The organism is Streptomyces sp. NBC_00210 (genome assembly GCF_045160975.1).
In the GTDB taxonomy this organism is placed as follows: Bacteria; Actinomycetota; Actinomycetes; order Streptomycetales; family Streptomycetaceae; genus Streptomyces.
In genome coordinates, this window is sequence record NZ_CP108120.1 from 7,299,958 (window position 1) to 7,321,189 (window position 21,232).

General features: G+C 70.1%; 21 protein-coding genes and 1 riboswitch. Of the genes, 16 read left to right on the plus strand and 5 right to left on the minus strand.

Features of this window, described 5'->3' with window-relative positions; genetic code table 11:
• Positions 1 to 111: 111 nt before the first annotated feature.
• Positions 112 to 882 (minus strand): SDR family oxidoreductase, encoded by a 771-nt coding sequence (locus tag OG729_RS33125; protein ID WP_405809591.1) that lies wholly within the window; start codon positions 880 to 882, stop codon positions 112 to 114.
• A 115-nt stretch (positions 883 to 997) separates the two neighbouring features.
• A riboswitch (FMN riboswitch) is annotated at positions 998 to 1,128 on the plus strand.
• Positions 1,129 to 1,267: 139 nt separating this feature from the next.
• On the opposite strand from OG729_RS33125, the gene ribD reads away from it, so the two are divergent.
• From ribD to OG729_RS33175, 10 genes are all read left to right on the plus strand, one after another.
• Positions 1,268 to 2,362, plus strand: a complete 1,095-nt coding sequence (ribD, locus tag OG729_RS33130) for a bifunctional diaminohydroxyphosphoribosylaminopyrimidine deaminase/5-amino-6-(5-phosphoribosylamino)uracil reductase RibD (protein WP_405809592.1) — start codon at positions 1,268 to 1,270, stop codon at positions 2,360 to 2,362.
• Positions 2,363 to 2,971, plus strand: coding sequence for a riboflavin synthase (locus tag OG729_RS33135; protein WP_360883562.1), 609 nt, complete (start codon positions 2,363 to 2,365; stop codon positions 2,969 to 2,971).
• Complete coding sequence (locus tag OG729_RS33140) at positions 2,968 to 3,621, plus strand: nicotinamide riboside transporter PnuC (protein ID WP_405809594.1); 654 nt, start codon at positions 2,968 to 2,970, stop codon at positions 3,619 to 3,621. The genes OG729_RS33135 and OG729_RS33140 overlap by 4 nt, the downstream gene beginning before the upstream one ends.
• Positions 3,618 to 4,907 carry a bifunctional 3,4-dihydroxy-2-butanone-4-phosphate synthase/GTP cyclohydrolase II gene (locus OG729_RS33145; protein ID WP_360883567.1) on the plus strand — a complete coding sequence of 430 codons (1,290 nt, stop codon included), beginning with the start codon at positions 3,618 to 3,620 and terminating at the stop codon, positions 4,905 to 4,907. The genes OG729_RS33140 and OG729_RS33145 overlap by 4 nt, the downstream gene beginning before the upstream one ends.
• A gap of 24 nt (positions 4,908 to 4,931) precedes the next feature.
• Positions 4,932 to 5,417, plus strand: a complete 486-nt coding sequence (ribH, locus tag OG729_RS33150; protein WP_360883570.1) for a 6,7-dimethyl-8-ribityllumazine synthase — start codon at positions 4,932 to 4,934, stop codon at positions 5,415 to 5,417.
• Between the two features lie 35 nt (positions 5,418 to 5,452).
• A complete protein-coding gene (locus OG729_RS33155) occupies positions 5,453 to 5,725 on the plus strand; it encodes a phosphoribosyl-ATP diphosphatase (RefSeq protein ID WP_142215995.1) in 273 nt (90 codons plus the stop codon).
• 62 nt (positions 5,726 to 5,787) lie between these two features.
• On the plus strand, positions 5,788 to 6,636 hold the full coding sequence (gene hisG, locus OG729_RS33160; protein WP_360883573.1) for an ATP phosphoribosyltransferase: 849 nt from the start codon (positions 5,788 to 5,790) through the stop codon (positions 6,634 to 6,636).
• Positions 6,637 to 6,639: 3 nt separating this feature from the next.
• Complete coding sequence (locus tag OG729_RS33165; protein ID WP_405809596.1) at positions 6,640 to 7,110, plus strand: PH domain-containing protein; 471 nt, start codon at positions 6,640 to 6,642, stop codon at positions 7,108 to 7,110.
• Between the two features lie 158 nt (positions 7,111 to 7,268).
• A complete protein-coding gene (locus OG729_RS33170) occupies positions 7,269 to 8,609 on the plus strand; it encodes a hemolysin family protein (protein WP_405809598.1) in 1,341 nt (446 codons plus the stop codon).
• On the plus strand, positions 8,606 to 9,688 hold the full coding sequence (locus OG729_RS33175; RefSeq protein ID WP_360883579.1) for a hemolysin family protein: 1,083 nt from the start codon (positions 8,606 to 8,608) through the stop codon (positions 9,686 to 9,688). The genes OG729_RS33170 and OG729_RS33175 overlap by 4 nt, the downstream gene beginning before the upstream one ends.
• A 1-nt stretch (position 9,689) precedes the next feature.
• Here OG729_RS33175 and OG729_RS33180 read toward each other — a convergent pair whose 3' ends face one another.
• Positions 9,690 to 11,582: an AAA family ATPase gene (locus OG729_RS33180; protein WP_360883582.1), complete on the minus strand. Its 1,893-nt coding sequence runs from the start codon at positions 11,580 to 11,582 to the stop codon at positions 9,690 to 9,692.
• A 366-nt stretch (positions 11,583 to 11,948) separates the two neighbouring features.
• On the minus strand, positions 11,949 to 12,581 hold the full coding sequence (locus OG729_RS33185) for a uridine kinase (RefSeq protein WP_405809600.1): 633 nt from the start codon (positions 12,579 to 12,581) through the stop codon (positions 11,949 to 11,951).
• Positions 12,582 to 12,752: 171 nt separating this feature from the next.
• Between OG729_RS33185 and OG729_RS33190 the strand changes: the two genes are divergently transcribed.
• The 3 genes from OG729_RS33190 to OG729_RS33200 all read left to right on the plus strand — a co-directional run bounded on the left by OG729_RS33190 (position 12,753) and on the right by OG729_RS33200 (position 15,274).
• Entirely contained in the window at positions 12,753 to 14,228 is a 1,476-nt protein-coding gene (locus tag OG729_RS33190) for a peptidase C39 family protein (RefSeq protein ID WP_405809601.1), read from the plus strand.
• A gap of 121 nt (positions 14,229 to 14,349) precedes the next feature.
• Positions 14,350 to 14,499, plus strand: a complete 150-nt coding sequence (locus tag OG729_RS33195; RefSeq protein ID WP_360883590.1) for an SCO1431 family membrane protein — start codon at positions 14,350 to 14,352, stop codon at positions 14,497 to 14,499.
• 100 nt (positions 14,500 to 14,599) lie between these two features.
• Positions 14,600 to 15,274 (plus strand): TetR/AcrR family transcriptional regulator, encoded by a 675-nt coding sequence (locus OG729_RS33200; RefSeq protein WP_405809603.1) that lies wholly within the window; start codon positions 14,600 to 14,602, stop codon positions 15,272 to 15,274.
• Between the two features lie 109 nt (positions 15,275 to 15,383).
• Here the strand turns inward: OG729_RS33200 and OG729_RS33205 are convergent, their stop codons facing one another.
• Entirely contained in the window at positions 15,384 to 16,634 is a 1,251-nt protein-coding gene (locus tag OG729_RS33205) for a glycoside hydrolase family 18 protein (protein WP_360883596.1), read from the minus strand.
• A gap of 343 nt (positions 16,635 to 16,977) precedes the next feature.
• Here OG729_RS33205 and OG729_RS33210 point away from each other — a divergent pair, with 343 nt between their 5' ends.
• The 3 genes from OG729_RS33210 to OG729_RS33220 all read left to right on the plus strand — a co-directional run bounded on the left by OG729_RS33210 (position 16,978) and on the right by OG729_RS33220 (position 20,607).
• Complete coding sequence (locus tag OG729_RS33210; RefSeq protein WP_405809604.1) at positions 16,978 to 18,150, plus strand: acyl-CoA dehydrogenase family protein; 1,173 nt, start codon at positions 16,978 to 16,980, stop codon at positions 18,148 to 18,150.
• A gap of 293 nt (positions 18,151 to 18,443) precedes the next feature.
• The gene (locus OG729_RS33215; RefSeq protein ID WP_405811369.1) at positions 18,444 to 19,571 is read left to right on the plus strand and encodes a hypothetical protein; all 1,128 of its coding nucleotides are present in this window, start codon (positions 18,444 to 18,446) and stop codon (positions 19,569 to 19,571) included.
• Positions 19,534 to 20,607: a phosphotransferase family protein gene (locus OG729_RS33220; protein WP_405809606.1), complete on the plus strand. Its 1,074-nt coding sequence runs from the start codon at positions 19,534 to 19,536 to the stop codon at positions 20,605 to 20,607. Before OG729_RS33215 ends, OG729_RS33220 begins: the two co-directional genes overlap by 38 nt.
• 20 nt (positions 20,608 to 20,627) lie before the next feature.
• On the opposite strand, the gene OG729_RS33225 is transcribed toward OG729_RS33220, so the two are convergent.
• Positions 20,628 to 21,035, minus strand: coding sequence for a hypothetical protein (locus tag OG729_RS33225; protein WP_360883607.1), 408 nt, complete (start codon positions 21,033 to 21,035; stop codon positions 20,628 to 20,630).
• Positions 21,036 to 21,232: the final 197 nt, after the last annotated feature.

Genomic DNA, 21,232 nt, shown 5'->3' on the forward strand with positions numbered 1-21,232 from the left:
TCGGGTTGAACGGCGGCAGCGCGGCGGCCAGGAGGCCGAGACCTCACGAAGCCATCCGCGCCCCACCGGGCTCACGCGCCCGTGCCCGTGCCCAAACCGCTCCGTACGCGCTTATCGCATCCCGCCCGCGCGCCCCTCCCCGCCCCCGCCGAAGCGCTCGTCGAGGAACTCCTCGAACGTCCGCTTACCCACGGCCCGTTCCGGCGTCAGATGCCTCCCGGCGCGGAACCCCGCGTACGCCTTGCCCGCCAGCCGTACCGGGACGATCGGCCGCCTGCGGCCCGTCGCCCGCAGATAGGCGCGAGCCAGCTCCGGCATCGTCCGGACCTGCGGACCGCCCATCTCGGCGACAAAACCCGCGGGCCTGCCCACCGCCAGCTCCGCCAGCCGCCCGGCGACCTCGGCCGCGTCGATCGGCTGCACGCTCACGCCTGCCGGCAGCGGCATGACCGGCAGCTTCGCCGACGACGCCAGTATCTGCAGCGCCAGATCATGGAACTGTGTCGTCCGCAGCACGGTCCAGCCCAGACCCGAGTCCTCCACCATGCGCTCGACCGCGCGCTTGCTCTTGTAGTAGCCGAGCGGCAAACGGTCCACGCCCACGATCGAGATATAGACCAGATGGGGCACCCCGGCCCGCCGCGCGGCCTCGATCAGATGCCCGGCCGCCCCCTCGTCGCCGCCGCGCGGGCTGGTCGCGCAGTGGACTATGGCATCCACACCCTGGACCGCCGCGTCGAGCCCAGTCCCCTCGCGCAGATCGACTGCGTACGGCTGGGAATGGCGGCTCAGCGCCCGCACCTCGTGCCCGTCCGCGCGCAGCAGGTCCGTCACCGGCCGGCCGAGCGTTCCGGTGGCGCCGGTCACAAGGATTGTGGTCATCAAGGCTCCTCTCGGGGTCGGCTGTCCAGGGAATGCCGATCGGCGTGAGACAGCCCACATATATTCACTCGCATGGCCGACGATCAGTCGTGGCACACTGACTCTGTACCAGAAGCAGCGCACTCCGGGGTCGGTGAAAGTCCGAACCGGCGGTTACAGTCCGCGACCCGGCCGCATCCAGTGGCCGGTTGACCAGGTGAAATTCCTGGACCGACGGTTAAAGTCCGGATGGGAGGCAGTGCGCGGCGGGCGGGCACCCTGCACGCCGCCGTCGGCTTGTCCTTGAGGCAGGCCACATTCGGCGTTGCTCTCGGTGTCGTTGCTCGTACGTTCTGTCGTCATCGACAGGCCCCGGAGTTCGTGCCCGAAGAGGCAGGAGAACCCGGTGGCCACCGCAGCCGACACAGACGCCATGCGCCGAGCGATCCGGCTCGCCGCTCGCGGACTCGGCTCCACCAGCCCCAACCCGGTCGTCGGGTGCGTCGTCCTCGATGCCTCCGGACATCAGGTGGGCGCGGGCTACCACCAGCGGGCCGGCGGCCCGCATGCCGAGGTCCACGCCCTGCTCGAGGCGGGCGAGCGCGCCCGCGGCGGCACCGCGTACGTCACCCTCGAACCCTGCAACCACACCGGTCGCACCGGCCCCTGCGCCCAGGCGCTGATCGAGGCCGGTATCAGCCGCGTCGTGTACGCGGTCAGCGACCCGAACCCGCAGGCCACCGGCGGCGGAGACACCCTGCGCGCCGCCGGTGTCCAGGTCGAGTCCGGCCTGCTCGCCGAAGAGGCCGAGGCGGGCAACATCGCCTGGCTCACCTCCGTACGTCTCGGCCGGCCCTACGTCCTGTGGAAGTACGGCGCCACCCTCGACGGACGCATCGCCGCGCAGGACCGCACCAGCCGCTGGATCACCTCGCCCGAGTCGCGTGCCGACGTCCACCGGCTGCGCGCCGAGGCCGACGCGGTGATCGTCGGATCCGGCACGGCCCGCGCCGACGACCCGCACCTCGCGGTCCGCGGGACAGCAGGCGTCGTTCAGCCGCTGCGGGTCGTCGTCGACACCAACGCCACCGCCGTCAAGCCCGGCGCCCGGGTCCTCGACGACGCCGCGCCCACGCTGATCGCGGTCGCCGAGGATGCCGAGCCCCAACTGCCCGACGCCGTACAGGTCGTACGGCTGCCCCGTGCGGCGCACGGCCTGTCCGTACCGGCCCTGCTGGAGGACCTGTACCGGCGCGGTGTCCGCTCCGTACTCCTCGAAGGCGGCCCGACCCTCGCCGGGTCCTTCGTCGCTGCGGGAGCCGTCGACAAGGTCGTCGGCTATCTCGCCCCCGTACTGCTCGGCGCGGGCCCCGCCGCCCTCGCCGACGCCGGAATCTCCACCATCACCGAAGCGTTGCGGCTCGAGCTGACCGAGACCGTGCGCATCGGCCCCGATCTGCGTATGAGTGCCATCCCCGCAACATCCCCCAAGGAGCGCTGAGTGTTCACCGGAATCGTTGAAGAGCTGGGTGAGGTCACCGCCGTCGAGAACCTCGGCGACTCCTCCCGCTTCCGACTGCGCGGTCCCCTCGTCACCGAAGGCGCGAAGCACGGCGACTCCATCGCCGTCAACGGCGTCTGCCTCACCGTCGTCGACTTCGGCGACGGCGAGTTCACCGCCGATGTGATGGCCGAGACGCTCAACCGCTCCAGTCTCGGCGCGCTCCAGGAAGGCTCCCGTGTCAACCTGGAGCGGCCGATGGCTGTGGGTGACCGGCTCGGCGGGCACATCGTCCAGGGCCATGTCGACAATGTCGGCACGGTCCTTGAGCGCAAGCCGTCCGAGAACTGGGAGATCGTCAAGATCTCGCTCCCCGCCGACCTGACGCGCTATGTCGTCGAGAAGGGGTCCATCACGGTCGACGGCGTCAGCCTCACGGTCGTCGACGCGGGCCCCGACTACTTCACCATCAGCCTGATCCCGACCACGCTCGCGCTGACCACGCTCGGCATCAAGCAGCCCGGCGACCCGGTCAACCTCGAGGTCGACGTCATCGCCAAGTACGTCGAGCGGCTGCTCGGCCCGGACGCCAAGGAGACAGCCAAGTGAGCGCCCTGTCCTGGCTGAACTCGGTGGCCTTCACAGCCTTCGAACAGCCCATCAAGTGGTCCGACATGATCGGCAACATCGTCGGCCTGATCGCGCTCGCGCTGGGCTGGCGGCGTTCGATATGGACCTGGCCCGCCCAGTTCGCCTCCGGTGTCATCCTCGTCGCCGCGTACGCCTCCGCCCAGCTCAGCGGCGGAGTCGGCAAGCAGCTCCTGGTCATCGGCGTCGCCGTGTGGGGCTGGCGGCAGTGGACCCGCGGCAAGCAGCAGACCCAGGACGGCACCATCGCCGTGCGCTTCGCCTCCTGGCGCGAGCGCGGAGTGCTCGTCGCCGGTGCGGCCGTCGGCACGCTGGCCGTCGGCGGGCTGTTCACGCTCTACCCGTCGCTGTCCTGGAGCCCGTGGGCCGACGCGTACATCTTCATCGGGACGCTCGTCGCGATGGTCGCCCAGGCGCGTGGTCTGGTCGAGTTCTGGTTCGCCTGGCTGCTCGTCGACGTTGTCGGCGTGCCGCTGGCCTTCAACAGTGACCTGGCCTTCTCCGGACTGGTCTACGTGATCTATTTCGCGCTCGTGCTGTGGGGCATGCGCGACTGGTGGCTGCGCTCCCGCAAGAGCGCCCAGCCCGTCCTGGAAGGAGCGGCGGCATGACCGCACTGCCCACTTGGTACTCCACCGACAACGTCGAGGATCTGGCCCTCGACCCGGTCGAGCAGGCCATCCGTGACATCGCCGCCGGACGCCCGGTCGTGGTCGTCGACGACGAGGACCGCGAGAACGAGGGCGATCTCGTCATCGCCGCCGAGAAGGCCACGCCCGAGATCGTCGCCTTCATGATGAGCGAGTGCCGCGGTCTGATCTGCGCCCCCATGGAGGGTGAGGAACTGGACCGGCTCGACCTGCCGCAGATGGTCGAGCACAACACCGAGTCGATGCGGACGGCCTTCACGGTCTCCGTCGACGCGGGCCCCGCGTACGGCGTCACCACCGGCATCTCGGCCGCCGACCGGGCGACCACCCTGCAACTGCTCGCCGGCGGCGAGACCCAGGCCTCCGACTTCGTACGCCCCGGCCATATCTTCCCGCTGCGTGCCAAGCCCGGCGGAGTGCTGGTGCGCAACGGCCACACCGAGGCCGCCGTCGACCTCGCCCGCCTCGCGGGCCTGCGTCCTGCCGGTGCGATCGTCGAGATCGCGGGCGAGGACGGGGTGATGCTGCGGCTGCCCGAGCTCATTCCGTTCGCCCGCAAGCACGGCCTGACGATCATCTCCATCGAGGACCTGATCGCCTACCGCCGCTCCTCGGAGCCGACCGTCAAGCGCGAGGCCGCGGTCAATCTGCCCACCTCCTTCGGTCAGTTCACCGCCTACGGATACCGCTCCACCGTCGACGGCATAGAACATGTCGCGCTCGTCCACGGCGAGATCGGCGACGGTGAGGACGTCCTCGTCCGGATGCACTCCGAGTGCCTGACCGGCGACATCTTCCACTCGCTGCGCTGCGACTGCGGCCCCCAGCTGCAGGCCTCCATGGAACACATCACCGAGACCGGCCGCGGCGTCGTCGTCTATCTGCGCGGCCACGAGGGGCGCGGCATCGGCCTGCTGTCCAAGCTGCGCGCGTACGAACTCCAGGAGCGCGGACGCGACACGCTCGACGCCAACCTCGAACTCGGACTGCCCGCCGACGCCCGCGACTACGCGGCAGGCGCCCAGATTCTCGAGGACCTCGGGGTACGCAGCCTCCGGCTGATGACCAACAACCCCGAAAAGGAAACCGCGCTCGTCCGGCACGGCCTCACGGTCCACGGCCGCGAGCCGATGCCCGTCCAGGCGGGTGAACACAATCTCCGGTATCTGCGCACCAAGCGGGACCGGATGGGACACGACCTGCCCTGGCTCGACGCCTCCAGCGCGTCGGCCTGCGGCAACCAGTAAGTCAGTAAGCGGCAAGGGAGAGACATGAGCGGCAAGGGTGCACCCGAACTGTCCGTACGCAACTGCGGTGACCTGCGGGTGGCAGTGATCGCGGCCCAGTGGCACGAGAAGGTCATGGACGGCCTCGTAGACGGTTCTCTGCGGGCACTGCACGAGCTGGGCATCGACGAGCCGACGGTGCTGCGGGTCCCCGGCAGCTTCGAGCTCCCGGTGGTCGCCAAGGTACTCGCGGGCCGCGGCTACGACGCGATCGTCGCGCTCGGCGTCGTCATCCGGGGCGGCACCCCGCACTTCGACTATGTGTGCCAGGGCGTCACCGAGGGCCTCGTCAAGGTCTCCGTGGACACCGGAGTCCCGATCGGCTTCGGCGTGCTGACCTGCGACACCGAGGAGCAGGCGCTGGACCGGGCGGGCCTGGAGGGCTCGAACGAGGACAAGGGGCACGAGGCGGTCACCGCGGCACTCTCCACCGCCGCCACGCTGCGCACCGTCAGCGAACCCTGGCGCTGAGTCCCGGGGTCGCACCCCTTACCCTGGGGACCATCATGGCGAACAAAACCTTCGAAGAGCTCTTCGCCGAGCTGCAGCTCAAGGCGAAGAACGGCGACCCTGCCACCTCCCGCACCGCCGAACTGGTGGACAAGGGTGTGCATGCCATCGGCAAGAAGGTCGTCGAGGAGGCCGCCGAGGTCTGGATGGCCGCCGAGTACGAGGGCAAGGAAGCCGCAGCCGAGGAGATCTCTCAGCTGCTCTACCACGTCCAGGTGATGATGGTCGCCAGGGGAATCTCCCTCGACGACGTATACGCCCACCTCTGATCACCCGCACCAGCATCTCCGTAGCCGCGAACACGTACACGCGAACAAAGGAAGCCCGTCTCATGCTGCGCATCGCTGTCCCCAACAAGGGTTCACTGTCCGGACCTGCGTCGGCGATGCTCCATGAGGCCGGCTACCAGCAGCGCAAGGAGTCCAAGGAGCTGGTGCTCGTGGACCCCGAGAACGAGGTCGAGTTCTTCTACCTCCGCCCGCGCGACATCGCGATCTACGTCAGCTCCGGCAAGCTCGACATCGGCATCACCGGCCGTGATCTGCTGCTGGACTCCGGCGCGAACGCCGAGGAGATCCTCGAGCTCGGCTTCGCCCGCTCCACGTTCCGCTACGCGACCAAGCCGGGCACGGCCGCAGGCGTCGGCGACTTCGGCGGAATGACGATCGCCACCTCCTACGAGGGCATCGTCGCCAAGCACCTCGCCGACGAAGGCATCGACGCCTCCGTCGTGCACCTCGACGGCGCGGTCGAGACGGCGATCCAGCTGGGCGTCGCGCAGGTCATCGCGGACGTCGTGGAGACCGGCACCAGCCTGCGCAATGCCGGCCTGGAGGTCATCGGCGAGCCGATCATGAAATCGGAGGCCGTCGTCATCCGCCGCATCGGCGCGGAGTCCGACGACCCGAAGATGCAGCAGTTCCTGCGCCGTCTCCAGGGCGTCCTGGTCGCCCGCAGCTACGTGATGATGGACTACGACTGCCGGGCCGAGCACCTCGAGCAGGCCGTCGCCCTCACCCCGGGCCTGGAGTCACCGACCATCTCGCCGCTGCACAACGAGGGCTGGGTCGCCGTGCGCGCCATGGTCCCGGCCAAGGAGGCGCAGCGGATCATGGACGATCTGTACGACCTCGGTGCGCGGGCGATCCTCACCACGGCCATCCACGCCTGCAGGCTCTGAGGGATGCCCGCCACCATGCCCGCAGATGCGCCCGAAGTCCCCGCGCTGCCGGTCACATTCAGGCCGACCCGTACCCGGATCGTCCTGCTGACCGTGGGCGCGGCGATGTTCTTCGTGATCACCGCGATCGCACTGCTGCTGGAGAACCTCAGTGCGGGGGAGCGGAGCAGCTTCGTCTTCACCGCGCTGCTCTTCTTCGGTGTACTGGCCCTGCTGAGCAGGCCCAAGGTGGTCGCCGACGAGACGGGCGTCACTGTCGTCAATCTCACTCGTATGCGCCGTCTCGAGTGGGCGGAGATCGTGCGGGTCAACCTCCGCCCGGGTGACCCCTGGGTCTTCCTCGACCTCAGCGACGGCACCAGCCTGCCGGTGCTGGGCATCCAGCCCGGCATCGCCAGGGAGCACGCCGTCCGTGACGCCCGCGCGTTGCGGGCGCTCGCGGAGAGCCGGGGGACACGCCCGGACGAGGACTGAACGTTACTCTGGTGGCGGTGGCGCCAAGCGCGCCCCGTCCCGCACCACCGGGCCGCCAGCGGCCCGCGGGGCCACCTGCGACCCGAGGAGTGACTCCCTCCAGCAATGGACGGATCGTCCGGTAGTACCTGCGCCGCCCCCTCCCAGGAGGCGGCGGCATGATTGTCCCCCTGTTGCTGCTCGCCGCAGCCTTCCTTCTGATCCTCGCCAACGGCTTCTTCGTGGCGGCCGAGTTCGGCCTCGTCACCGTGGAGCGTGCGGACGCCGAGCGCGCGGCCGCCGAGGGAGACCGCCGCGCCCGCCGCGTCGTCACCTCCCTGCGGGAGCTGTCCTTCCAGCTCTCCGGCACCCAGCTCGGTATCACCATTACCTCGCTCGTCGTCGGCATGCTCGCCGAACCGGCGCTGGCCCGGCTGTTCGACGGGCCGCTGACCGCGACCGGCCTGCCCGAAGGGGCCGTCTCCGGGATCGCCGTGGTGGTCGGGATGCTGCTCGCCTCCGCCGTCCAGATGGTGATCGGCGAGCTCGTGCCCAAGAACTGGGCGGTCTCCCGGCCGTTGCAGGTAGCCCGGTTCGTCGCCGGTCCGCAGCATCTGTTCTCGAAGGTGTTCCGGCCGGTCATCACCCTGCTCAACACCGTCGCCAACCGGCTCGTGCGGCTTCTCGGCGTCGAACCGGCCGATGAGCTGGCATCCGCCCGCACCCCCGGCGAGCTGGTGGCGCTGGCCCGCCACTCGGCGCAGGCCGGCGCGCTGGAGCAGGACACAGCCGATCTGTTCGTACGCACGCTCTCGCTCGGGCATCTCACGGCACAGCATGTGATGACCCCCCGGGTGAAGATGAGCGCCCTGCAGAGCGACGCCACCGCGGCGGACGTCCTCAACCTCACCCGGGCGACCGGCCTTTCGCGCTTTCCCGTCTACCGGGAGCGCATCGACGAGATCGTCGGGATGGTGCACCTCAAGGACGCCCTCGCGGTCCCCGTCGACGAGCGGCTGCGCACCCCGGTGGAGCGGGTCGCCGTGCCGCCGCTGCTGGTGCCCGAGACGCTGCCCGTGCAGCAGCTCCTGGAACGGCTGCGCAGCGAGCAGCCCATCGCCGTGGTGGTCGACGAGTACGGCGGCACCGCCGGTGTCGTCACGCTCGAGGACATCGTCGAAGAACTCGTCGGCGAGGTACGCGACGAGCACGACGCCGAGGCCGACGCCCGGCCCGAACTCGCCCCCGCCGCTCCGGAGGAGGGCCGGCCCGCCTGGGAGGCCGACGGCAGCTGCCGGGTCCTCACGCTGCGCCGGATAGGCCTTGAGGTGCCCGCCGGGCCGTACGAGACGGTGGCCGGGCTCGTCGCCGATCTGCTGGGACGCATCCCGGCGCCCGGCGACCGGGCCGAACTGCCTGGCTGGCGCCTCTCGGTGCGCCAGGTGGAGCGCTACCGCGCCGAGCGGGTCCGCCTGGTGCGCACCGCCGACGCCCCGGCCGTGCCGGAGGCAGTGCGATGAGCCTGATCCAACTGCTGTTCGCGGTGCTCCTGGTGCTCGCCAACGGCTTCTTCGTCGGAGCCGAGTTCGCCCTCGTCTCCGTACGCCGCAGCCAGATCGATCCACTCGCCACGCAGGGCTCGTCGCGGGCCCGGCAGGTGCTGCACGGTCTGGAGAATCTGCCGCAGATGATGGCCGCCGCGCAGTTCGGCATCACCATCTGCTCGCTGACGCTCGGCGCGGTGGCCGAACCGACCGTGGCGCATCTGCTGGAGCCAGTCTTCCACGCGGCTCATGTGCCCGAAGGGCTGATCCATCCGCTGGGCTATGTCATCGCCCTGGCCGTGGTCGTCTTCCTGCATCTCGTCATCGGCGAGATGGTCCCGAAGAACCTCGCCATGGCCGCCCCCGAGAAGACCGCGCTCTGGCTCGGCCCCGGTCTGGTCGGCTTCGCCCGGCTGTGCCGCCCGGTCACGGTGGGGCTGGGAGCGTGTGCCCGGCTGGTGCTGAAGGCCTTCCGCGTCGAGCCCAAGGACGAGGTGGAGGCGGCCTTCACCAGCGTGCAGCTGGGGCGCCTGGTCGAGGACTCCGGCCAGGCGGGGCTGCTCGAACCGGCTGAGCAGGAGCGTCTTGAGGACGCCCTGGAGCTGGGCAGCCGTCCGGTGACCGATGTGCTGATCCCGCGCTCCACGCTGGTGACGGTGCCGCCTTCGGTCACTCCGCGGCAGATCGAGGAGTTGACGGTACGCACCGGTTTCTCCCGTTTCCCGGTCTGTGCCGAGGGCGGCGGTCCCTATATGGGCTACCTCCACGTCAAGGACGTACTCGACATGGAGGACGGCACACGGGCCGTACCCCAGCAGATCTGGCGCCCCATGGCGACTCTGCGGGCCGAGCTTCCCCTGGACGACGCCCTCACCGTGATGCGCCGCGCGGCCACGCACCTCGCCCAGGTCGCCGACGCATCGGGCCGGGTGCTGGGTCTGGTGGCCCTGGAGGACGTGCTGGAGATGCTGGTCGGCGAGGTCCGCGACCCGTCCCACCGGGTGACCGTGCCCCGGGCACCGCAGGCGGCCCTGGACTCCGCCCTGGTCGGCTGACTCAGCCCGGAGGATCCTGCGGGTCGCGGTCCACCGGACCGCGACCCGACAGGACCTCGCCGTACGCCTGCATCAGATCGGGCAGCCGCAGCGTGGCAAGGTCCTCGCGGGTCGGTGTACCCGGGTAACCGGACAGCCGCAGATCGCGGTAGGCGCAGCTCTTCTCGTACAGCGTGCGCAGAAAGCGGCCGTTGCCGAGCTCGTCGATCCAGCTCTGGTCGACCACATGGCCGCTGATCGAGCGCAGCTCCTCGCGGGCCTCGTCGTCCCACACATCGCCGTTCTCGGCGGCCAGCACCTCACCGATCGCGGTCAGCTCGAGAGGGCGGTACGAGGGGAAGTCGACCCGGGTGGTGAAGCGCGACGACAGTCCGGGGTTGGTGGCGAGGAGCCGGTCCATGCCCTCCGGATAGCCGGCCAGGATGACCACCAGATGGTCGCGGTTGTCCTCGGCGCGCTTGAGGAGGACCTGCAGGGCCTCGTCGCCGTACGCGTCGCCCTTGGTGTAGCCGGAGTTGGAGAGACTGTACGCCTCGTCCACGAACAGCACGCCGCCGAGCGCCGAGTCGATCAGCTCATTGGCCTTCACCGCGGTCTGGCCCAGGAACTCGCCCACCAGATCCGCCCGTTGGGCCTCGACCAGATGGTCGCCGCCGAGCAGCCCGAGCGCGTAGAAGACCCGGCCGAGAATCCGCGCCACGGTGGTCTTGCCGGTGCCCGAGGGGCCGGAGAAGACGAAGTGCCGTTTCGGCGGCTGGACCGGAAGGCCCTGGCCGGCCCGTAGCCGGGCCATTTTCAGCTGCGCCGACAAGGCCTTGACCTGCCGCTTGACCGGCTCCAGGCCGACCATCCGCTCCAACTGCGCAAGTGCCTCGGCGAGCAGCACCGGATCGGTGGGGCCCGCGGGGAAGGCCGGGGGAGGCGGCTGCGCGGGGACCACCGCCTTGTGCCGTACGCCCTCGGGCGGGGAGCTCGGCACCGAGCCCGGGAGCTGGGTCTGCGGATCGACTCCGATGCGTGCCTCGGCCGCGAGCGGCCCTTCACCCTCGGCCTGCGCGTCCACCACGTCCTGCCCGACGCCTGCCAGGGACACGGCCGCGAACCCTGCGGCCTCGTCGTACCCGTCGATGCCGTCGTACTCCGCGATCGCGGCGAGGCGCGCGGAGGTGTCCATGAACGCGGGGTCGATCCGGTGCACCGCCCGGTACAGCGGCAGGGCGGCCGCGCTGCGGCCGGTGCCCTCGTGCGCCCGCGCCAGCCAGTAGCGCAGCTCCTTGCGCTGCGGCTGCTCGCTGCGGCAGCGCATCAGGGCGGCGGAGAGCAGCGGCTCGGCCTGCCCGTACATCTCCAGGCGCACCCGCGCCATGCCGCCGAAGAGCCCGGCCTCGATGCCCAGCAGCGGATCGTTGACCAGCGGCTCGGTGTGGCGTACGAGCTGTTCCCAGTCCTTGACCAGGTATGCCCGGCAGGCGTGCAGAAAGCGCACCTGGGGATCGGCGTCCACCGGCGGCAGCGCGGCGAGCGCCCGGTCCAGCTCGGGCACATGGCGGCCGTCCAGCCAGTGAGAGGCGTGCGCGAGGAGCAGATCGCGTCGGCTCTCCAGGACCGGCTGAACCCACCAGCCCAGCCAGTACCAGGAGTTCAGGGTGCGGCGGTGCCGGGCGCGCTGCTCACCGAAGCGCTCGCGGGCCCGGTACATGCGCAGTAACGCGGTCGTGGTGTCGACGCGCAGCGCATGCAGCCCGAGCCAGCCGTCGGCCATTCCGGGATCGAGCCGCACCGCGGTCCGGAACTCCTCCTCCGCCTGCGGATACGCACCCATCGTGTAGGCGTCCACGCCGCGCACCCAGGCGAGGTCGGCCGGGGCCGGTGCGCCCTGCGTGCCGATGTCCATCAGATCCCCCACAAACGTGCGTGATCCCGCCGGGCGGACGCCCGACCGCAGCGTACATAAACGCCTTGCCGTGGACGGGAATTGACCCCACCGAGGTGCATCGTACCTGCGCAAAGGGGTTGCCACTAAGGGTGCCGCGAGCGATCCGGTGGCGGTGACCCAGGGTGAGCGGGGGCATGTGGCCGCGCCGCCGAAGTGGGGGGTGAGGGCAGAACGAAGCCCCCGATCACGGGGGAACAACCGGGGGCTTCGCGTCTGCGGCGGCTCCGGAAAGCCGCACATTGAGAACGTAAGACCTGTGCGCCCCGTCGGTCAAGAAGACTTCAGGCACTCTTGAGGCGGAATCCCGACTGCTCAGTATGGAGCTCAGGATACCGGGGGAAGGCGGTCACCCTGTGTGATGAGTCGGTTCGGTCGCGCTGTCGCAGGAGGTCCCGGCAGCCACTCGTACCCCTCCTGGCACTCACGCACCAGGGCATTCGCGAACGGACGAGAAGGGTCCGCGGCGAAATGGCGTGTCTCCGCCACCGTCCAGCCGTCCCAGAAAGTGGACAGTTCGTTTCCGTCGCGTCGGCGGCCCCGCTGCCAGGACTCTTCGGCCTCTCTCTCCATCCACAGCAGCCACGCCAGATACGGGCGCAACACCTGTCGCCCCGCCCCAACCCCCTCGATCAGCACGAGGGGAGCCGCTTCGAGGGCACGCGAGGAGGTGAAGCGACGCAGATTCCAGTCGTACGGGTGATAGTGCGCGGTGCGGCCCTGCGCGAGGGGTGCGATCACCTCGGAAAGCATCCGGTCCGTCCAGGCGAAGGGTTCCTCATGGCTGGCCAGATCGTCGAGGTGCAGCACCGGCACGCCGTCGCCGAGGGCCGCCGCGAGCCGGGCGGCGAAGGTACTCTTCCCCGACCCGGCGTGGCCGTCCACCGCGATCAGCCGCACCGGCCCGCAGGAGGGCGGGAGCGCGCGCAGGGTCACGGCATGCCGATCGAGGTCGTCCATCCCGCCAGCCTACGAGGGCCGCGCGCCCCCGGCGTAGGTCACTCTCCCTACGGCGGGACCCCCAGTGGACAAGACCAATATTGCTGTGGCGACGCGCCTCCTGACGCTGGCAGAAGCCCGCCAGGACCGGCGATAGTTGCCCCACTGCCGCGCACCTGACTTGGGGGTCCCATGGCCAGACCGACTTCGCGCAGGACCGTGCTGGGGGCCGCGATCGCGGCCGCGGCGGGTACCGGCGCGCTCTCCCCCTCCGCCGTCCCGGCCGCAGCGGCACCGGCCGCCGTCCCGGCCGCAGCGGCACCGGCCGCCGTCCCGGCCGCAGCGGCACCGGCCGCCGTCCCGGCCGCAGCGGCACCGGCCGCCGTCCCGGCCGCAGACCCCGCTGGACGCGTCGTGCCCGCCTCGGGGATCGACAACCACTTCTGGACCTCGTACACCGACTGGCGCTCCGGCGCGGCCGCCGGCACCCGCGCGGTCGCGGGCAGCCGCCCCGGGCTCGTCATCTCCGCTCCGTCGGGCCGCACCGACTACACGGACCCGCACACCGGGCGGACCGCGACCTGGGAGTACGGCACCTGGACCTCGCCCGTCCACATCTCCCGGGTGCCCGCCACGGAAGTCGTCGCCTCCTGGAACGCGTCCACCCCCGCCGGCACCTGGCTCCAGGTCGAGTTGCGGGGCCGCTACTCCGACGCGACCTCGACCCCCTGGTTCGTGATGGGCCGCTGGGCGGCGGGCGACGGCGACATCCGGCGCACCTCGCTCGACGACCAGAGCGACGGCAGGGCAAGCATCTGGACCGACACCTTCTCGATCGACACTGCGGCTGCTCAGGAGGGGGCGAGCGGGCTGCGGCTGAACTCGTACCAGCTGCGGTTGACCCTCTACCGCAGGCCGGGAACGAGCCTCACGCCCACCGTCCGGCGGCTCGGCGCGATGGCTTCCGACGTCCCGGACCGCTTCACCGTGCCCGCCTCGACGCCGGGGCTCGCGCGCGAGCTGCCCGTGCCGCGGTACTCGCAGAACACGCACGCCGGCCAGTACCCCGAATACGACAACGGCGGCGAGGCCTGGTGCAGCCCCACGTCCTCGCAGATGATCATCGAGTACTGGGGCCGGGGGCCCAGCGCGGCCGACCTGGCCTGGGTGAACCCGGCCTTCGCCGACCCGCAGGTCTGTCATGCCGCACGCTTCACCTTCGACCACCAGTACAAGGGCTGCGGAAACTGGCCCTTCAACGCCGCCTACGCGGCCACGTACGCGGACATGAACGCGGTCGTCACCCGGCTGTCCTCGCTCACCGACCTGGAGTCGCTGATCCGGGCCGGCATCCCGGCCATAACGTCGCAGTCCTTCCTCAAGGAGGAGCTGACCGGGGCGGGGTACGGCACATCCGGCCACCTGATGACCGTGATCGGTTTCACAGCGGGCGGCGATGTGATCGCCAACGATCCCGCGTCGCCCAGCAACGAGGCCGTGCGCCGTATCTACAAGCGCGCCGAGTGGGAGAAGATCTGGCTCCGCACCAAGCGCTACAACGCCACCGGCAAAGTGGTGTCCGGCACAGGCGGCGTCTGCTACCTCTACTGGCCCGCCCGGCCCACGGCCGCCCAGCGCAAGGCTCTGGCGGCCTTCGGCGTCCAGTGAGACACCGGCCCGCGCCCCCGGGTCAGTGACGGGCGTCACTGACCCGGGGCCGTTGTCGCTGGCACTGTGAACGGGTCAGCGGGGGACGCGCCACACCTACCGGACGACTGCGAGAGACACGATGACTTCGAACGTTGCCACCGCCGACCGAGTCGAGCCCGGCACCCGCACGGGCGGCCCCGACGACGGCTCCAAGGTGCTCGAGCACATCCTCGGCTGGACCCTCGTCGTCGTCCTCGCCATGCTCGTGACCCAGCTCGGCCTTCTCTGAGCAGAGCCCGCCGGACGGCCTCCGCCGTCCGCCGAAGCGGCTCCACACTGGTCTGCCATACTGCGGTGATCCTGTGGCAGTTGGAGACTAGGGCTCAAATTTGAATAGTAGTCAACAGCGTGGCGTGACCGGAAGATCCCAGGCGCGCCGTGGTGAACTCATCGCAACCGGACGGAAGTTGTTCGCCGACACTTCCTACGACGTGCTCTCGATGGACGACATCGCCAACCATGCCGGGGTCGCCAAGGGCCTGATCTACTACTACTTCGAGAGTAAACGCGGCTACTACCTCGCCATCATCGAGGACTCGGTGGCCGAACTCGTCTCGCGCGCCGCCCAGGACACCGAGCTGCCGCGCGCCGAGCGCGTGTACCGCACGGTCGACGGCTATCTCCGCTACGCGCAGAGTCACCAGGCGGCGTTCCGCACGATCGTCACCGGCGGCGTCGGCTTCGACACCCAGGTGCAGTCCATACGGGACGCGGTGCGCGAGGAGTTGATCGCGACCATCGCCGACGGCGCGTACGGCAGGCGCGACATCCCCATGCTCGCCCGGCTCGCGCTGCTCGGCTGGCTCAGCAGCGTCGAGGGGATCACGCTCGACTGGCTGGGGAGCCAGGAGCTGAAGCGGGAGACCGTGTGCGCGCTGTTGATGCGGTTGCTGCGCGGCACGGTGCGAACGATCGCGGAGTTCGAGCCGGAGTGCCCGGAACCGCCGAACGAGCCGCTGCCCGTGGCCCTTACCGATTCTGTGCGCGCGCCGGTCGAGGCGTGAGGCGGGCCCCGGCCGAGGTGTGAGGCGCGCATCGTTCGAAGCATGAGACGAGGGCGGGCGACCGCGTCGGCCGCCCGCCCTCGCATCACCGTCTTCGACCGGTCAGGACCTAGTTGATGGCCTTGATCAGCTCTCCGTTCGAGGTGTCACCGCTGAGCTCCCAGAAGAAGGTTCCGCCCAGACCCTGCTGGTTCTTGTAGGTCATCTTTCCGGCGATCGTGGAGGGGGTGTCGTAACTCCACCACTGGTTACCGCAGTGCGCGTACGCCGTCCCGGCGACCGTCCCGTTGGCCGGGCACTTGGACTTCAGTTCCTTGTAGTCGTCGATGCCCGGCTCGTACTTGCCGGGCGCGGCGCCCGTCGCGGTCCCGCCGGGCGCCTTCTGTGTCACGCCCGTCCAGCCGCGTCCGTAGAAGCCGATCCCGAGCAGCAGCTTCGAGGACGGGATGCCGAGGCCCTTGAGCTTCTTGATCGCCGCGTCCGTGTTGAAGCCCTGCTGCGGAATGCCGGTGTAGGAGGTGAGCGGCGAGTGCGGGGCGGTGGGCCCCTGCGCCGCCCAGGCGCCGAAGAAGTCGTACGTCATCGGGTTGTACCAGTCGACGTACTGGGCAGCGCCCGCGTAGTTCGCCTTCTCGATCTTGCCGCCGGACGAGGCGTCCGCGGTGATTGCCGCGGTCACCAGGTTGGAGCTGCCGAACTTCGAGCGCAGCGCGGACAGCAGGTTCTTGAAGGACTCGCGCCCGCTGGTGTCGCAGTTCAGACCGCAGGCGTTGGGGTACTCCCAGTCGATGTCGATGCCGTCGAAGACATCCTTCCAGCGGGGGTCCTCGACCAGGTTGTAGCAGGACTGGGCGAAGGCGGCGGGGTTGGCCGCGGCCTGACCGAAGCCGCCGGACCAGGTCCAGCCGCCGAAGGACCACAGCACCTTGAGGCCCGGGTGCAGCTTCTTCAGCTTGCGCAGCTGGTTGAAGCTGCCTCGAAGCGGCTGGTCCCAGGTGTCTGCGACGCCGTCGACGCTCTGTGCGGCGGTGTAGGTCTTCTCGTAGTCGGCGAAGGAGTCGCCGACCGTGCACTTGCCGCCCTGAACGTTGCCGAAGGCGTAGTTGATGTGGGTGAGCTTGTTCGCCGACCCGGAGGTCTGGATGTTCTTGACGTGGTAGTTGCGGTCGTAAACGCCCCATTCGGTGAAGTAGCCGACCACCTTGCTGCCGGCCTTCGGCGCGGCGGCGGCCTGCGCGGTCGGCTTTGCGGCGGAGGCGAAGTGGGCGCCGGTGAACAGGGTCGCGCCGATCGCGGCGGTACAGGCGGCGGCGATGAGCGCCTTCAGCCGGGCGCGGGGGCGGCGGTGGAGTCCGAGCATCAGGTCTCCTCGTGGGGGAGGGGGAGAGCGAGTGGGGGACATGCGGTGGACCGTCGGGCTTCTTTGGCATGAACGCGGCCATGCGCTGAAGGGAAACGGTAGAAGGACTAGACCATTGGGTCAATGGTTCGGACCAATTTCCCGCGCGCCGCCAGGTAAGGGGGGTCGGACGGTCCGCCCGTGACGTAAGTCCGCTGATCGGGCATACTCAACGCGCCACAGCCGCCGTCGAGCCTCTTTCGTGATCCGGAAGGGCAGCATCGGCCTGGCAGTAAGACCGGCGGCGCGCCCACACCCTTCGCGCGCGACCGCCGCAGCGCCCGACAGGGAGGAGAGCGCCGCAATGCCCGACCGCGCCCCGCAGCCGGTGGATCGTCAACTGCCCACCGAGGAGTCCAGGGATCTGATCGCCCTGGTACACGACATCATCCAGCGGGAGATCGCTCCCCGGGCGGCCGAGGAGGAGGACTCCGGGCGCTTCCCGCGCGAGGTGTTCTCGCTCCTGTCCGAGTCCGGACTGCTCGGCCTGCCGTACGACTCCGAGTACGGCGGCGGAGATCAGCCGTACGAGGTCTATCTCCAGGTACTCGAAGAGCTCGCCGGGGCCCGTCTCACCGTCGGCCTCGGTGTCAGCGTCCACTCCCTCGCCTGCCATGCGCTCGCCGGCTACGGCTCCAAGGAGCAGCAGGGGGAGCATCTGCCCGCCATGCTCGGCGGCGGCCTGCTCGGCGCGTACTGCCTCTCCGAGCCCGCATCCGGCTCGGACGCCGCATCACTGCGCACCAAGGCGGTGCGCGACGGCGACAGCTGGGTGATCACCGGCACCAAGTCCTGGATCACCCACGGCGGGATCGCCGACTTCTACACGGTGCTGGCCCGCACCGGCGGGGAAGGCGCCCGCGGCATCACTGCCTTCCTGGTCCCCGGAGATGTGCCGGGGCTGAACGCCGCCGCACTCGAGAAGAAGATGGGCATGAAGGGCTCGCCCACCGCCCAGCTGCACTTCGACGGCGTGCGTGTTCCCGACTCCCGCCGGATCGGCGACGAGGGCCAGGGCTTCGCGATTGCGCTCTCCGCCCTCGACTCGGGGCGGCTCGGCATCGCTGCCTGCGCCATCGGCGTCGCCCAGGCGGCCCTCGACGAGGCCGTCTCGTATGCCACCGGGCGTCAGCAGTTCGGCAGGCCCATCGCCGACTTCCAGGGGCTGCGCTTCATGCTCGCCGACATGGCCACCCGGATCGAGGCGGGCCGTGCGCTCTACCTCGCCGCGGCCCGGCTGCGTGATGCGGGCCGGCCGTTCTCCCAGCAGGCGGCAATGGCCAAGCTGTTCTGCACGGACACGGCGATGAGCGTCACCACCGACGCCGTCCAGGTGCTCGGCGGCTACGGGTACACCCTGGACTTCCCGGTCGAGCGCTATATGCGCGAGGCGAAGGTGCTCCAGATCGTGGAGGGCACCAACCAGATCCAGCGGATGGTTATCGCACGTCACTTGGCCGGACCTGAGACTCGCTGACGCTCAGTCCTCCTGGTTCGTGGTTGCCGTGGGCCAGGGAGCTCAGTCCTCCTGGTTCGTGGTTGCCGTGGGCCAGGGGGCGTTGGTGGTTGCTGCTCGGTGGGTGGTTTCGCGGGCGAACCGGCTAACAGTTCGCCGCCTTTCCCCGCGCGGCCCGCGGGGCATGGCGTTCCGGTCTGGTCTTCGGGTGGGTTTCTGACGTACCGTCAATTCCCTTGCCCAGGAGGTCAGCCGTGTCCGACGACCGCCCGATCGCCCTCGACGAATACCCGGTCCACCAGGCGCCACTGTCGATGAAGCACCTGGTCACCGGCGACCGCAACGCCTACGACCGGTGCATCTTCCAGGTCTTCGACCACGCGGGCCGCGCGCTGCTCATCGTCGGCCTCGGCGTCTACCCCAACACCGGAGTCATCGACGCCTACGCCACTTTGCGCCTCGGGGAGACGCTGTACGCGGTGCGCGCGTCCGACGCCCTCACCGACGACCGTATGAACCTCACGGTCGGACCGCTGCGGATCACCGTCGACGAGCCGCTGCGCACCCTCACCCTGCACTGCGACGCCGACCCGGACGACCCCGGCTCACTCTCGTACGACATCACCTGGAGCGCGGACTTCCCGGCGGTCTGGGAACCGCACCACATCCAGCGCCGCGGCGACCGCCTGATGCTCGAAGGGCGCCGCTTCGTCCAGGCGGGCAGCTGCACCGGCTCGATCCGCGTCGCCGGCGAGGAGATACCGGTGAGCGCGGGGGAGTGGACCGGCACCCGCGACCGCAGCTGGGGTGTGCGGCCCATACCCGGCGAGGAGGGCGGCCGCGCCGCTGACGAGCTGCGGCCCGAGGGCTTCCACTGGCTCTGGATCCCCGTCCGCTTCGACGACCGCTTCCTGATGGTGATCGCGCAGGAGGACGCCGACGGCTACCGCACCCTCAACGAGGCGCTGCTCGTACGCAACGGCCGACGCGACCTTCAACTCGGCTGGCCCCGGGCCGACATCACCTACCGCCCCGGCACCCGCCACCCCGATCGCGCGGTCCTGCATCTCACCGATCCGGCACGGGGACCCCTGGAGGTCGGCGTCGAGATCCTTGCCTCCTCGCCGCTGGCCATCGGCGCCGGCTACCCGCCCGCGACCGACTGGCAGCACGGCAGCTGGCAGGGCCGGGGCTGGACGGACCGGCGGAGCTACGACCTCGCCGACCCCGCCGCGCACCCCATGGCCGCCTTCGGCGTCATCGACCACTCCGCCCGCTTCACGCTGGACGGCAGGGTCGGCCACGGGATCTTCGAGCACGGCAGCTTCGGCCGGCACGACCCGAGCGGCTTCACCGGCTATGACTCCGTCGCCGGCGTCACGTCCACCAGCGAGGAGGATCGCCATGGCCACGGCACCACGCCCCCGCACCACCACTCGTGACCCCGAAGAGCTCGCGCGCCGTCTCACCGCCTGGCTGGACGCCCGGCTGCCCGGCGCCGAGGTGTGCGGCGTACGGGTCCCGGAGTCCAACGGAATGTCGAGCGAGACGCTGCTCTTCGACATCGAGCACCCCGAACCGCCCGTAAGGGCCTGTGCGTTGCGTCTCGCCGCCGACCCCGCCGCGTACACGATCTTCCCGGTCTACGACATGGCGCTGCAGTACCGCACCATGCGCGGCGTCGCCGAGCACACCGACATCCCGGTCCCGCGCGTGCTGTGGCTGGAGGAGGATCCCGGGCCGCTCGGGGCGCCGTTCTTCGTGATGGAGCGCGTCGAGGGCAGAGTGCCGCCCGACGTCATGCCTTATACGTACGAGGGCAATTGGCTGCACGCAGCGAGCGACACGGAACGTGCCGCCCTGGAGGAGTCCACTGTCGCCCTCATCGCCCGACTGCACGACCAGCACCCGGTCGGGCCGGTCGAAGGCAGCGCGCTGCGCCGCCACGTGGATGCCCAACGGGCGTACTACGCCTGGGTGGTGGAGGGCCTGCCACGTTCACCGCTCATCGAGACCGCCTTCGACTGGCTCGACGCGCACTGGCCGGCGGACGAGGGCGAGACGGTCCTCAACTGGGGCGACGCCCGCATCGGCAACATCATCTACGACGGCTTCGAGCCCGCGGCCGTACTCGACTGGGAGATGGCTGCCTACGCACCGCGCGAGGTCGACCTCGGCTGGACGGTCTATCTGCACCGCTTCTTCCAGGACCTGACCGTGAGCTTCGGGCAGCGTGGCCTGCCGGACTTCCTGCGCCGCGACGCCATCGAACGGCGCTATGCCGAACACACCGGCCACACGCCGCGGGACATGGACTTCTACACGTTGTACGCGGCCCTGCGGCACGGGATCGTCATGCTGCGCGTCGCCTACCGCCAGGTCCATTTCGGCGAGGTCCAGGTCCCACGGGACCCCGACAGCCTGATCCTGCACCACGGCAGTCTCGCCGCCATGGTGCAGGGAAGCTACTGGACCTAGGATCCAGGCCCTGTCCGGACCTACGCGGCGTGGCGCCGCGGATGCGGCACCCGCACCGGGCGCGAGCCCGGGCCGCCGACATGCGAGAAGGGCTGCGTCCGCCAGTCGAGCCCCTGAGGAAGGGTCAGCAGCAGTGCGGTGTCCTGCTCCTGGACCTCGAGTGTCTCGTCGGCAGGGCGGGCCTGCGCGGCGGTACGGCCGGTGCCGGCGCAGACGGTGAGCCCGAACGGGTTCCACGGCGTGGGGCACAGCGCATGCTCCGGCAGGACGTCCTCGTCCGCGAGGAGTGCGATGGGCTGTGCGCAGTCCGGGCAGATGACCCGGTACATCTCAAAGGTGTCGTACGCGTCGAGCTCTTCGATATCAGCCTGTTCGGCCGAATCGACAGGCTCCGGTTCGGTACGTCCGGTGTTCTTGACACTCTGCATGGAGAATCTCCCCCTCGGGTGGGCCGACCAGGCACTTGCGGCCTCGACCACAGCAAGCAATTCCCCACCCGCCCGGCGGGTAACCGTGCGGTCACGACGGACCGTGCGGCGAGCCTGTGGCATTCGTCACATGCCCGCCGCAGGTGCCTCCGCGGGCCGCAAGGACTGTGCCGGAAGCGACCTGGGGCAATAGGTTG

What these genes read in the sequence shown, in the direction of transcription:
- OG729_RS33125 (WP_405809591.1), bottom strand. Translation starts at nt 882, where the DNA reads ATGACCACAATCCTTGTGACCGGCGCCACCGGAACGCTCGGCCGGCCG.
- OG729_RS33145 (WP_360883567.1), top strand. Translation starts at nt 3,618, where the DNA reads ATGACCGCACTGCCCACTTGGTACTCCACCGACAACGTCGAGGATCTG.
- ribH (WP_360883570.1), top strand. Translation starts at nt 4,932, where the DNA reads ATGAGCGGCAAGGGTGCACCCGAACTGTCCGTACGCAACTGCGGTGAC.
- OG729_RS33155 (WP_142215995.1), top strand. Translation starts at nt 5,453, where the DNA reads ATGGCGAACAAAACCTTCGAAGAGCTCTTCGCCGAGCTGCAGCTCAAG.
- hisG (WP_360883573.1), top strand. Translation starts at nt 5,788, where the DNA reads ATGCTGCGCATCGCTGTCCCCAACAAGGGTTCACTGTCCGGACCTGCG.
- OG729_RS33165 (WP_405809596.1), top strand. Translation starts at nt 6,640, where the DNA reads ATGCCCGCCACCATGCCCGCAGATGCGCCCGAAGTCCCCGCGCTGCCG.
- OG729_RS33170 (WP_405809598.1), top strand. Translation starts at nt 7,269, where the DNA reads ATGATTGTCCCCCTGTTGCTGCTCGCCGCAGCCTTCCTTCTGATCCTC.
- OG729_RS33175 (WP_360883579.1), top strand. Translation starts at nt 8,606, where the DNA reads ATGAGCCTGATCCAACTGCTGTTCGCGGTGCTCCTGGTGCTCGCCAAC.
- OG729_RS33180 (WP_360883582.1), bottom strand. Translation starts at nt 11,582, where the DNA reads ATGGACATCGGCACGCAGGGCGCACCGGCCCCGGCCGACCTCGCCTGG.
- OG729_RS33185 (WP_405809600.1), bottom strand. Translation starts at nt 12,581, where the DNA reads ATGGACGACCTCGATCGGCATGCCGTGACCCTGCGCGCGCTCCCGCCC.
- OG729_RS33190 (WP_405809601.1), top strand. Translation starts at nt 12,753, where the DNA reads ATGGCCAGACCGACTTCGCGCAGGACCGTGCTGGGGGCCGCGATCGCG.
- OG729_RS33195 (WP_360883590.1), top strand. Translation starts at nt 14,350, where the DNA reads ATGACTTCGAACGTTGCCACCGCCGACCGAGTCGAGCCCGGCACCCGC.
- OG729_RS33205 (WP_360883596.1), bottom strand. Translation starts at nt 16,634, where the DNA reads ATGCTCGGACTCCACCGCCGCCCCCGCGCCCGGCTGAAGGCGCTCATC.
- OG729_RS33210 (WP_405809604.1), top strand. Translation starts at nt 16,978, where the DNA reads ATGCCCGACCGCGCCCCGCAGCCGGTGGATCGTCAACTGCCCACCGAG.
- OG729_RS33215 (WP_405811369.1), top strand. Translation starts at nt 18,444, where the DNA reads ATGAAGCACCTGGTCACCGGCGACCGCAACGCCTACGACCGGTGCATC.
- OG729_RS33220 (WP_405809606.1), top strand. Translation starts at nt 19,534, where the DNA reads ATGGCCACGGCACCACGCCCCCGCACCACCACTCGTGACCCCGAAGAG.
- OG729_RS33225 (WP_360883607.1), bottom strand. Translation starts at nt 21,035, where the DNA reads ATGCAGAGTGTCAAGAACACCGGACGTACCGAACCGGAGCCTGTCGAT.